This is a genomic window from Kineococcus sp. NBC_00420 (assembly GCF_036021035.1).
In the GTDB taxonomy this organism is placed as follows: Bacteria; Actinomycetota; Actinomycetes; order Actinomycetales; family Kineococcaceae; genus Kineococcus.
The window spans coordinates 1,536,826-1,548,308 of record NZ_CP107930.1 but is presented as its reverse complement, the minus strand read 5'-3'; the positions used below and the strand labels follow the sequence as shown (position 1 = coordinate 1,548,308).

The following is an 11,483-nucleotide window of genomic DNA, read 5'->3' as shown; positions in this document are numbered from 1 at the left end:
CTGTGTCCGCTCCGGCGAACGCCGTTGAATTCCCGCAAGCTACCGCCATCTCCTCGGCAGCGATGGACATCCCTGTGACGGGTTCGTTCGCTGAACTCTGGTCCAGCCAGGGTGGCCAGTCCGGCTTCCTCGGGCAGCCCACGTCGGGTGAGGTGCCGATCAAGAACGGCGGAGTGTTCCAGAACTTCCAGGGCGGGACCCTCTACTGGTCGCCGTCGACGGGCCCGCACTCGGTGTCCGGCGACTTCTTCCGCTTCTACGGTGGCCAGGGCTACGAGAACGGTTTCCTCGGGTACCCGACCTCGCAGGAGGTGCTGATCCGAGCTGGTGGGGTGTTCCAGAACTACCAGGGCGGGACGTTGTACTGGTCTCCCGGCGCAGGGGCGCACAGCGTCTCGGGTTCCTTCCGGGCCCTCTACGGGGCTCGGGGTTACGAGAACGGCGTCTTCGGCTACCCGGTCTCGCAGGAAGTCCCCATCCGCGCCGGCGGCGTCTTCCAGAACTTCCAAGGTGGCACCTTCTACTGGTCGCCCTCGACGGGAGCACAGGCGCTCCAGGGGTCCATCCTGGACGCTTACCGCAGCACCGGTTCCGAAGGGGGGAAGCTCGGCTACCCCACGTCAAGCGAGTTCGACATCGCCGGTGGGAAGCGGACGAACTTCCAGGGCGGCTACATCGAGTGGAGCGCCGCGCGGGGAGCGCTGGTCAACCAGTCCATCGCGCGCCCGGTGGTGGAAGCGCCGCCCACGGTTTCCCAGCAGAATGCCGTCAAGAAGGCCAAGTCCTACCTCGACTTCACCTCGTTCTCCCGCTCCGGGTTGATCGGGCAGCTGGAGTACGAGGGCTTCTCGACCGCCGATGCCACCTACGGCGTGGACCACGTCACCGTGGACTGGTACGACCAGGCCAAGAAGAAGGCCGCCTCCTACCTGCAGTTCAGCTCCTTCTCCCGGCAGGGCTTGATCGATCAGCTCGAGTACGAGGGGTTCACCCACGATCAGGCCGTCTACGGGGTCAACTCGACCGGTCTGTGAACTGCTGACGCCGGGCCCCGGCACCTCGCAAGTGTCGGGGCCCGGTCACGGCTGGTCCAACCGCGTCCGCAGCAGGCAGAACTCGTTGCCCTCGGGGTCCTGCAGGACGTGCCAACCCTCGGTGCCGTCCTGGCCGACGTCGGCGGGGCGGGCGCCGAGCGAGAGCAGGCGCTGCAGTTCCTCGGCCTGGTCGCGGTCGGTGGCGTTGACGTCGAAGTGCAGGCGCGACTTCGCGGTCCGCGGCTCGGTCGTGGGGGACAGGACGATCGTCGGGGCCGGCCCCCCGAAACCGCTCGCCGGGCCGATCTCGATGGCGTCGACGTCGACGTCGAGTTCGACGTAGCCGAGGACGGCGCACCAGAACTCCGACAGCTTCGCCGGGTCGTGGCACTCCAGGACGAGTTCGCTCAGGTGGCAGGCCATGGCCCTCAGCCTAGGACGAGCGCCGCCGGCAGGTCATCGTGTCCAGCCTCCCCGACCGCGGCGGCGTAGGCCGCCGGATCCTTCGCTCCCAGTCCCGACCCGGTGCGGTGCAGGGCGGCCAGGAACGAGGGCCAGTCGCGCAGCGCCGCCTCGAGGTCGACGGGGAGCACGTGGACGACGGTCCCGGCGAGCAGGTCGAGCAACCGTTCGCTGCCGCGTTGAGCCCGGTAGTGGTGGGCGTCGGCGTCGAGCACGACGCGCGGTTCGCACCCGTGGGCGCGGGCCACGGCCACGGCCAGCGGCAGGACGTTCTTCCCGCCGACGGCGAGCACCGGGACGTCCACCAGCGCGGCGAACACCGCCACGTCGGTCGGGCCCTCGACGAGCAGAGCCTCGGAGGTCGCCGACACCGAATGCACGAAACCCGCCGGCAGCGCGGTGTGCGCCAGCCGACGGGCTCGGTTCGTGCTGATCCGCAGGGAGGCGGCGACGTGGGCCACCGCCTCCTCGCTGATCACGACAGCAGTGGTCAGCCGACCTTGGGCTTCTCGGCGGCCTTGGGGTAGATGTCCGTGTTCTGCGCCGGGGTGATGAGCGCGTCCTCCGGACGGGTCTGGTTCAGCGCCACGGCCTGCGGCGGCAGGACGAGGTGCAGCGCCCAGTCGGTGAGCACGCGGATGCGGTTGCTCATCGCGGGGAGGGCGTAGAGGTGGTACCCACGGGCGACGATCTTGGCCGGCAGGCCGGTCATCTCGATGCCCAGCGGCTTGGCGACGGCGGTGCCGCCACCGAGGTCGGCCACCAGACCGAGGTCCTTGTGGACGTAGTCGGCGGCCTGGCCGATGCCGAAGCTGGCGGCGATGTTCTTGCCGACCGCGGTGCCTTGGCGCTGCGCGTGCTGCGCGGTGGGCGGGGTGATCGGCTGCGGGCCGTCGGCCGGCTTCGGCTTGGCGAGGTCGGGAACAGCGGCGGCGTCGCCGGCGGCCCAGACGTCTTCGGCGTCGGCGACCTTCATCTTGGCGTCGACGATGAGGCGGCCACGGTCCAGCGGGAGACCCATGGTGCCCATGAGGGGGCTGGCCATGATGCCCGCGCCCCAGATGAGGGTGCGCGAGGGGACCGGGGTCCCGTCGGTGAGGTTGATGACGTTGCCCTCGACGGAGGCCACGGAGACCCCGAGGCGCACGTCGATGCCACGACCCTTGAGGGCGGACAGCGCGTACTGGCCCAGACGCGGCCCGAGCTCGGGCAGCACGGCGGGGGCGACGTCGATGAGCAACCAGCGGACGTCGCGCACGTCGATGCTCGACCAGCGGTCGGCGACGCGGGAGAGCCAGCGGTGGGTCTGGGCCACGATCTCGGTACCGGTGTAGCCGGCACCGACGGCGACGACGGTCATGCGCTCGGCGCGCTCGGCGTCGAAGCGGGGGTCGTCGGGCAGCGAGTCGGCCGCGTCGAGCTGGGAGAGCAGGTGGTCGCGCACGAACGCGGCCTCGCTGATCGTCTTGACCCCGCGGGCGCTCTCGGAGACGCCGGGGATCGGGAACCGGCGGGTCACGGAACCGGGGGCGAGCAGCAGCTTGTCGTAGGACAGCACCTGGGTGTCGTCGGTGACGACGCCGCGCTCGGAGCGGGAGATGGTGACCGTCTTGGCCTCGGGGTCCACCGAGGTGGCGTGGCCGATGACCAGCTTGTGACGGGGGAGGACCTGGCGCAGGGACACCGCGATGTGACGCGGTTCGATGACGGACGCGGTCACGTCCGGCAGCAGGGGCGAGTAGCTGAGGTGGTCAGTCGGGCTGACGATCACCAGCTCTGCCGTGGAGGCCGGAAGGAGCTTCTCGAGCTTCTTGCCGGCGTACAGGCCGGTGAAGCCACCCCCGACGATGACGACTCGCTGTCGATCGACCATGTGAACACCTCTTGTTCTTGGACTCGCCGGGACAGATTCCCGCTCAGGGTCCCAGTGTCCCACCCACAGGGTCGGGAGCGTTCACGCGGGTGCGTCGGCCGCTGACTCCAGCTCGGCGACGACGAGGCGCTTCATGCCCATCATGGCCGTCGTGGCCCGAGCCGCGCGTCCGGGGTCGGGATCGCCCAGCAGCTCGTACAGCCGGTTCGGGACGATCTGCCAGGAGACTCCCCAGGGGTCCTTCAGCCAGCCGCACTGGCCCTCCGTGCCGCCGTCGGCAACCAGCCCGTCCCAGTAGCGGTCGACCTCCGCCTGGTCGGCGCAGGCGACCTGGATCGAGAACGCTTCGGACTGCGGGTAGAGCGGTCCGCCGTTGATGATCGTGTAGGGCCGGCCGTCCAGGTCGAAGGACACCGTCAGCGGCGCCCCGTCGGGACCACCGGGCGAGGTCGACGTGATCGTCGAGCCCGCGAAGAGCGAGACGTAGAGCTGCGCGGCCGCGAGGCCGTCGTGGTCGAACCACAGGCAGGGGGTCGTGCTGCTCATCGTCGATCCGCCTCGATCTCGTTCCGGGCCGGGCACTGCGCCAGGTGGTCGTTCACGATCCCACAGGCCTGCATCGTGGCGTAGGCCGTCGTGGGGCCCACGAAGCGGAAACCCTCCGCCTTCAGCGCCTTCGACAGGGCGCTCGACTCCGCGGTGAGGGCCGGGACGTCGCCGGGGCTGCGCGGAGCCTCCGGACGCGGTCGCGGGGCGGAGGACCACACGAGGTCGGAGAGGCTCCGGCCCCGCTCGGCGAGCGCGAGCAGCGTCCGGGCGTTGGCGATCGTGGCCTCGACCTTGAGCCGGTTGCGGATGATCCCCGGGTCGGCCAGGAGCCGGGCGACGTCGTCCTCGCCGTAGGCCGCGACCACCTCGGGGTCGAACCCGGCGAAGGCCGTCCGGAAGGTGTCGCGGCGACGCAGGACGGTGATCCAGCTGAGCCCGGACTGGAACGCCTCGAGACTGATGCGTTCGTAGAGCTCCCGGTCGCCGTGGACGGGACGACCCCACTCCTCGTCGTGGTAGGCGGAGTAGAGGGGATCACCGTCACCGAAGCACCGGAACGGTCCGGAGGTCTGCGCGCTCACCCGCCGAGCGTGGCACCCGGCTCCGACACGGGGTCGCTACCGTCCACCGGGTGAAGATCCTCGTGCTCAACGGTCCCAACCTCGGCCGGCTCGGCAAGCGCCAGCCGGAGGTGTACGGGACGACGACCCTGGCCGACGTCGACGCCCGGCTGCAGCGCCTGGCCGCCGAGCTCGGGGTGGAGGTCGAACTGCGCCAGACCGACGCCGAGCACGAGATGCTCGCCTGGATCCACGACGCCGCCGACGCCCGCCTCCCGGTCGTGCTGAACCCGGCCGCGTGGACGCACACCTCGGTGGCCCTGCGCGACGCCTGCGCGGAGCTGTCGGGCGGACTGGTGGAGCTGCACATCTCCAACGTGCACGCGCGCGAGGACTTCCGGCGCCACTCCCACATCACGCCGATCGCGACGGGTGTGATCGCGGGACTCGGGACGCAGGGCTACGAGCTGGCGCTGCGGTTCCTGGCCACGCGTGTCGGAGGTGGCGCGTAGGCTCGCCCGCGACCGAGGTGCCGTGTGGACAGTTGGGGAGAGTCGTCGTGGTCGAGCACATGAAGTGGTGGGGTTGGGGCCAGGAGGGCGTGGCCTTCCACCACGAGGACAAGCCGAACCTGGCGCCGTTCGTGAAGCGCGTCTCGGGCATCGACTTCAACGCTCCGCCCGCGCAGGTCCCGGAGCTGTCCGAGCTGGACGTCCCCGGATCCCGTGCCCCGCAGGAGCTGCGCGACTCCTTCGTCGAGGCGCTCGGTGCCGAGCACGTCCACGACGACGACATGGACCGCGTCGTGCACTGCTACGGCAAGTCCATGCGCGACCTCGTCCGCATCCGTCGCGGGGACTTCGGCCGCGTGCCCGACCTGATCCTCTACCCCGGCACCGAGGCCGAGGTGGAGACCGCCCTGCGGATCGCCCTGGACGCCGACGCCGTCCTCATCCCCTTCGGTGGCGGCTCCAACATCGTGGGTTCGCTGGAGGCCCCGCGCGAGGAGACGCGTCCGGTGCTCTCCCTGGACATGGGCCGCATGCGCTCGGTGCTCTCCCTCGACGAGACGTCCCAGACCGCGCGCATCCAGGCCGGTGCCCTCGGCCCGGACCTGGAGGCGCAGCTCAACGCCCGCGGCTGGACGATCGGGCACTTCCCGGACAGCTTCAAGCACTCCACCCTCGGCGGCTGGATCGCCACCCGGTCCTCCGGCATGCAGTCCGACCGCTTCGGCGACATCGCGGACATCACCCGGGCCGTGCGGGCCGTGACCCCCAAGGGGATCGTCGCGACCTCCGAGGTGCCGGTGCAGTCCGTCGGGCCGTCGGTGCGGGAGATGATCCTCGGCAGCGAGGGTCGCCTCGGGATCATCACCGAGGCGACCGTGCAGGTGCACCGGATCGCCGAGGAACGGGTCATCCAGGCCTACTTCTTCCCCGACTACGCCAGCGGTCTGAAGGCGATGCACGACATCGCCGCCTCCGACGCGACGCCCAGCATCACCCGGGTCTCGGACGCGAACGAGACCCAGTTCACCCTGGCCACCTCCAAGAAGGGCAGTGCGCTCGGGCAGCTGCTCAACAAGGGCGTCCAGCTCTACGCGAGCAAGCGCAAGGGCATCGACCTCGAGCAGATGTGCCTGTCGTTCATCGGGTTCGAGGGGTCGGCCCTGTCGGTGCGCCGCAACAAGGCCCTCGTCGGCGACATCGTCAAGAAGCACGGCGGCTTCGGGGTCGGCTCGGGTCCGGGGAGCCTCTACGACCAGAAGAAGTTCGACACCCCCTACATCCGCGACTTCATCCTCGACCGCGGCGCCTACGGCGACGTGTCCGAGACCTCCTCGTCGTGGACGACGCTGAACACGTTGCACGACAACGTGGTCGCGGCGGCGAACAAGGCCTTCGCCGAGGTCGGCATCAACGGCTTCGTGTTCTGCCACCTCTCCCACAGCTACCACTCCGGGGCGTGCCAGTACTTCACGTTCGCCTTCCAGCCGCCGACGGACCGCGATGGTCTGGAGGCCTACGACGCCGTCAAGGGCGCCATCCAGCAGGCCTTCATGGACAACGGCGGAACCCTCTCTCACCACCACGCCGTCGGGCGTGAGCACAAGCGCTGGGTGAACGAGGACGTGTCGCCGGCGGGGGCCGAGATCATCGGTGCGCTGTTCACGGGAGTCGACCCCGGCCGCAACCTCAACCCGGGCGCCATCGTCGACTGAGGACCGAGCCACGTCCGCGGGGCGAGGACGCGACCCGAGCCGGTCGCGTCCTCGCCCCGCGCACGTTCAGGCGCTCGTCAGGCGCCGGGCCAGCGTCGTCCCGACGGGTACCCCGAGCCCGGTGCAGGCGTCCCACCCGGGACCGGCGGAGTAGTCGCCGTTGTCCCCGACGGTGATGTCGCGGAACCCTTCGGGGCTGTTCCCGGCCCTGGCCCCCGCGTACACCAGGGGTTGCAGCAGACCGAGTCCCGAGCCGCGGGCCTGGACGATCCGCGCGACCAGCGCCGCCCACAACGGGGCCACGGCGCTGGTCCCGCCGATGACCTGGCGCCGGCCGGCGACGAGGACCTCGTAGCCCGTCTCGGGATCGGCCACGGCCGCGACGTCGGGAACCCCCCGCCCGGCCCCGCCGCCGACCCGGTCGAGCACCCCGGCGTCCCGTTGCCAGTCGGGCAGTCCGAAGGCCGCGCTGACCCCGCCACCCGTGGCGCCGCGCCCGTTCCACACGACCTCGCGCTCGACGGCACCGTCCGCGCCGACGCGCAGACTCGTTCCCCCGCAGGCCAGCGCGTGCGGGCTCGAAGCCGGGAAGTCCGCGTGCGGGGCGCCGTCGTCGACCCCGTCGCCGCTGCCGTTGTCGCCGGCGGCGGCCGTCACCGTCACCCCGAGGGCCGCCGCGTCGGCGAGGACGTCGTCGAAGGCAGCCCGGGCCTGCTCGGTCCAGGAGTCCTCGGAGCCGCCCCAGCTGATGCTGACCGCGGCCGGGGTGGGGTCGGCGTGCACCGCCGTGGAGAGGGCGTCGAGGAACCCGCGGTCGGTGTTCGGGGCGAAGTAGACGGCCAGCCCGGCGCCGGGAGCCATCGCCCCGACGACCTCGATGTCCAGCGTGACCTCGCCGTCGGCGCCGTCGGCCGCGCCGGGGGAGTTCGACCCTCCGTCGACACCGATGGCACGGATCGCGGGTGTCGCGAGGCCCAGGCCCCGGAAGTAGGTGTCGAGGTCCTCCGGGCGGAACCCACCGCCCAGCTCGAGGATCGCGACCTCCGTCCCCGAACCGTCGGAGTCGGTGGGGAACTCGTAGACCTCGGCCAGGCGGAGCGGGGTGAAGCTGCTCGTCACGGCCTCGGCCCGGGCCACGCGGAACTGGGCCCGCGCCTGCGGCCGGTCGTCGAGGCCGAGCACCGCGGTCACGATCCCGTCCAGCCCCTCCGGCAGACTGACCGAACCCTCCCGCTGCCGGTGGCGGACGTCCTCTCCCGCAAGGTTTTGCGAGACCACCTCGTGCAGGTCGACGTCGAAGAGGGCCGTGACGGCGGTGACCGGACCGCTCACCGACACCCGCCGCCCGGCCTCGTCGACGGCGTCCACGCGCAGCCCCGCGTCCTCGACGACCGAGCGCACCGTCGCGACGTCGGCGGGGTCCGCCCCGAACCCGGCCCGGAGTTCGTCGCGGGAGAGGACCCGCGGGGTGTTCACGACCTCCGCGGGCAGCGGTGCCCGCCGGCGCAGGACCAGCGTCACGTCGATCGACGCGTCGGGGGCGAGGGGGACCGCGTCGCGCGCACGGGGCGCGGCGGCCCGGGAGCTGCCCGAGAGGGGGCGGCGAGGGTTCTGCGACTGACTCTGCCGGGGCGTCTGGTCCGTCATGGCGTGGACTGTGCCACCCGGCCCTGACACCTGCCCGTGGGACCTGGCACGGTCGGTGCGTGGACTACGACGACGTGCTCGACCGGCTGACGCGGTGGGCCGGTGACGACCCGAACGTGCGGGCGCTCCTCCTCACCGGTTCGGCCGCGGTCGGAGCCACGCACCCGCTCTCCGACCGCGACCTCGAGGTGTACGTGGACGACCCGACCCCGTTGCTGGCCGACGACGCGTGGTGGTCGGAGCTGGGGGAGGTCCTCGTCGTCGAGAGGTTGCACGCACCCGGCTGGTACCCGTCCCGGATCGTCTACTACGCCGGCGGCAAGCTGGACCTCACGGTCCTGCCCGTGGGGGAGCTGACGGCCGTCGTGCGCGACCGCCCGTTCACGGTCCTGGTCGACGCCGACGGGCTGGCGGCCGGTCTCGAACCGTCGCCGCCGCTCCTGGAGCCGCCGAGCGCCGCCGACGTCGAACAGGCCCTGAACTGGGGCTACGCAGCGGCGCTGATGTGCGCGAAGGCGGTCGTGCGCGACGAACCGTGGTCGGCCAAGATCCGGGACCGGGACCTGAAGGAGCAGCTGCTGCGGCTCGTCGAGTGGGACCACCGGGCGAGGTACGGGGCGGCGGTCGACGTCCGCTTCCTCGGGTCCCGGATGCGGGAGTGGATGGACCCCGGCGTCCAACGCGAGCTCGAGGACTGCTGGGGCCGCTTCGACGGTGCGGACACTGCGCGGGCGCTGCGGGCCTGCGTGCGGTTGTTCGCGCGGCTCGCGCAGCGCCTCGCGGCGCGGTGGGACCTCGAACCCTTCGACCACCAGCGGCTGCACGCCGAGATCGAGGCGATCCTTGACCAGGGTCTGTCCTGCGGATCGTGACGAGTGCTTGCAACGCCCTCTCATGACGATGGCCGGACGTCAGTCGGTGACGTCGATGCTCCTGAAACCTCCTTGATCGCGCCACGCCGGGGTCGGTACACAGGGCCGCATGTCCACGCTGCTTGTCATCGCCGGGCCACCCGGAGCCGGGAAGACGACTGTCAGCTCCCTGGTGTCGGCCCGCCTCTCACCGAGCGTCCTGCTCCGAGGGGATGCCTTCTTCCGGTTCCTAGATCAGGGGGCGCAGACGCCGCGGCTACCTGAGGCAGAGGAGCAGAACCGCACGGTCATCCGAGCCTCGGGCGCCGCGGCTGGCCAGTACACGCACGGCGGCTTCGAGACCGTCTTCGACGGAGTGATGAGGCCCTGGTTCCTGCCGACCTTCTTCGAGGCCACTGGGCTGGACGAGTTGCACTACGCCGTCCTGCTGCCTCTGGTGGAACGGTGCGTGCACAACGTCACGACCCGGGAGGGCAACCGCGATGGCGAGCCTGGTACGCGGTACATGCATGAGCAGTTCACGCGAGCGGGCATCACGGATCGGCACTTGGTCGACGGGCCGAAAGGGACCCCGGAGCAGGTGGCGGCGGACATCTTGGGTCGGTACCGACGCGGGGACTTCGCCTACGGCGCTCAGGGCATCGCCTAGCACATCGTCGACTGACCTTCCGGTCACATCGCGGAGCTTGACGTCACGGTCATCCCGCGTTGTGAGCGCTGCCCCGGCGGCCGGCGACTTCACGGACATGACGAAAGTCGGAAGATCGCCGAGCACCGCAAAGCAGTCGCCTCGCCAGCCGGGCATCGCGTAGACAAGTCCTAGTTCGGCGACCACGGTGGCCGCACGACGAGCCGTCGCAAGGAGCTCCATGACCGAGGAACGACTACCGCACGGCTACACCAACGCCACCCGCAACGACGCCGGCATCATCACCAAGCGCTACCTCGGGCCTGATGCCCCCACCCGCCAGCACGCCGAGGTCACCGCCCTGCACTACCTCGCCGGCATCCTGCCCGTACCGGGTCTGGTCCACGAGGAAGCCGGCCAGATCGGCACTGCCTTCATGCCCGGCCGCCCCGGCCAGGAACTACTGGAGATGGCCCCCGACGCCGTGCTGCACAGCGTCGGGCGCACCGCCGCCCTCCTCCACCGCCTCGACGTCAGCGCGCTGGACAGGCCAGAACTGCTCGGCCCCGCTGAGGACGGCGCGGTCCTAGTCCACGGCGACTTCGGTCCCCAGAACCTGCTCCTGGACCCGGACACGTTCAAGGTGAGTGCGATCGTGGACTGGGAGTTCGCGCACCTCGGCGACGGTGTCCTCGACCTCGCGTGGGCGGAGTGGATCGTCCGCACCCATCACCCGCACCTCGTCGACGCCTTGGCGAGCCTGTTCGAGGGCTACGGCACGGAGCCGGACTGGGGACGGCGTCAGGCCGCGATGGTCGCCAAGTGCGAGTGGGCCTTGGACTTCGTCATCCGCTGGGCGCCGGACGGTGAGGCCGCGCGGGTGCAGTGGCGGGGCCGGCTCGAAGCCACCCTCACCTTCACACCATGACCCAGCGGTGTCCTCAGAAGGCGGAAGATCACGCACACATTGACTCGAGCCGCCGGCTCCTAGGATGAGCGCATGACGTCGGGGGTCACCGTTCGCCAGGCACGACCCAGCGACGCGCCACAGATGGCGCAGGTTCACGTCACCTCCTGGCAGCAGACCTACCGCGGCCTGATGCCCGACTCCGTCCTGGACGACCCGAACCTCCTGCCAGCCCGCGAACGCTTCTGGACCAGCGCCCTCACCGATGAGCGGTGGAGCAGCAACCGCACCGCCGTCGCCGAAGTGGACGACACCATCGTCGGCATCGCCATGTCCGGCCCCACGCAGGATCCCGACGCTACCGAGGAGTTCCAGTTGCACCTCATCTACCTCGACGCAGCCCACCACGGCTGCGGAGCAGGACCAGCACTGCTCAACGCCGTCCTCGACCCCGACGAGTCGGCTGCCCTGTGGGTCACAGACCCCAACCCCCGCGCCCAGGCCTTCTACCGCACGCACCGCTTCGCCCCCGACGGACGGAGCAAGATCGAGGACGGGGTGCGCGAGGTCCGATGGGTGCGCCCCACCGGCACGTCGTAGCGACCGCAGTCCTGCTCCGCCCTCGACATCACGGTCATCCCGCGGTGCGCGCGCTGTCGCTAGCGGCCGGCGACGTCACGGTCATGGCGATGTCCGGATGCAAGCTGAGTACGACGATCACCCGCAT

13 protein-coding genes are annotated in these 11,483 nt (G+C 70.8%); 7 read left to right on the top strand and 6 right to left on the bottom strand.

Going from position 1 to position 11,483, the window contains the following annotated elements; translation table 11 throughout:
• The first annotated feature begins 62 nt into the window (after positions 1–62).
• The gene (locus OG218_RS07520; RefSeq protein ID WP_328292587.1) at positions 63–1,034 is read left to right on the top strand and encodes an Ltp family lipoprotein; all 972 of its coding nucleotides are present in this window, start codon (positions 63–65) and stop codon (positions 1,032–1,034) included.
• Positions 1,035–1,079: 45 nt separating this feature from the next.
• Here OG218_RS07520 and OG218_RS07515 read toward each other — a convergent pair whose 3' ends face one another.
• The 5 genes from OG218_RS07515 to OG218_RS07495 all read right to left on the bottom strand — a co-directional run bounded on the left by OG218_RS07515 (position 1,080) and on the right by OG218_RS07495 (position 4,499).
• Positions 1,080–1,457 (bottom strand): VOC family protein, encoded by a 378-nt coding sequence (locus OG218_RS07515; protein WP_328292586.1) that lies wholly within the window; start codon positions 1,455–1,457, stop codon positions 1,080–1,082.
• Between the two features lie 5 nt (positions 1,458–1,462).
• The gene (locus tag OG218_RS07510) at positions 1,463–1,975 is read right to left on the bottom strand and encodes a hypothetical protein (protein ID WP_328292585.1); all 513 of its coding nucleotides are present in this window, start codon (positions 1,973–1,975) and stop codon (positions 1,463–1,465) included.
• A gap of 11 nt (positions 1,976–1,986) precedes the next feature.
• Entirely contained in the window at positions 1,987–3,369 is a 1,383-nt protein-coding gene (locus tag OG218_RS07505; RefSeq protein WP_328292584.1) for an NAD(P)/FAD-dependent oxidoreductase, read from the bottom strand.
• Between the two features lie 81 nt (positions 3,370–3,450).
• Positions 3,451–3,915: a VOC family protein gene (locus OG218_RS07500; protein WP_328292583.1), complete on the bottom strand. Its 465-nt coding sequence runs from the start codon at positions 3,913–3,915 to the stop codon at positions 3,451–3,453.
• A complete protein-coding gene (locus OG218_RS07495; protein ID WP_328292582.1) occupies positions 3,912–4,499 on the bottom strand; it encodes a DNA-3-methyladenine glycosylase I in 588 nt (195 codons plus the stop codon). The genes OG218_RS07500 and OG218_RS07495 overlap by 4 nt, the downstream gene beginning before the upstream one ends.
• Positions 4,500–4,549: 50 nt before the next feature.
• Between OG218_RS07495 and aroQ the strand changes: the two genes are divergently transcribed.
• Together aroQ and OG218_RS07485 are read left to right on the top strand one after the other, a co-directional pair.
• A complete protein-coding gene (gene aroQ, locus OG218_RS07490; protein WP_328292581.1) occupies positions 4,550–4,990 on the top strand; it encodes a type II 3-dehydroquinate dehydratase in 441 nt (146 codons plus the stop codon).
• A 47-nt stretch (positions 4,991–5,037) separates the two neighbouring features.
• On the top strand, positions 5,038–6,702 hold the full coding sequence (locus tag OG218_RS07485) for an FAD-binding oxidoreductase (RefSeq protein WP_328292580.1): 1,665 nt from the start codon (positions 5,038–5,040) through the stop codon (positions 6,700–6,702).
• 66 nt (positions 6,703–6,768) lie between these two features.
• Here the strand turns inward: OG218_RS07485 and OG218_RS07480 are convergent, their stop codons facing one another.
• On the bottom strand, positions 6,769–8,349 hold the full coding sequence (locus OG218_RS07480) for a S53 family peptidase (RefSeq protein ID WP_328292579.1): 1,581 nt from the start codon (positions 8,347–8,349) through the stop codon (positions 6,769–6,771).
• Between the two features lie 59 nt (positions 8,350–8,408).
• On the opposite strand from OG218_RS07480, the gene OG218_RS07475 reads away from it, so the two are divergent.
• From OG218_RS07475 to OG218_RS07460, 4 genes are all read left to right on the top strand, one after another.
• Positions 8,409–9,221: an aminoglycoside 6-adenylyltransferase gene (locus tag OG218_RS07475; protein ID WP_328292578.1), complete on the top strand. Its 813-nt coding sequence runs from the start codon at positions 8,409–8,411 to the stop codon at positions 9,219–9,221.
• A gap of 109 nt (positions 9,222–9,330) precedes the next feature.
• Complete coding sequence (locus OG218_RS07470; RefSeq protein WP_328292577.1) at positions 9,331–9,870, top strand: hypothetical protein; 540 nt, start codon at positions 9,331–9,333, stop codon at positions 9,868–9,870.
• A 220-nt stretch (positions 9,871–10,090) separates the two neighbouring features.
• A complete protein-coding gene (locus OG218_RS07465; RefSeq protein ID WP_328292576.1) occupies positions 10,091–10,777 on the top strand; it encodes a phosphotransferase in 687 nt (228 codons plus the stop codon).
• A 123-nt stretch (positions 10,778–10,900) separates the two neighbouring features.
• Positions 10,901–11,356, top strand: a complete 456-nt coding sequence (locus OG218_RS07460; protein ID WP_328292575.1) for a GNAT family N-acetyltransferase — start codon at positions 10,901–10,903, stop codon at positions 11,354–11,356.
• Positions 11,357–11,483: the final 127 nt, after the last annotated feature.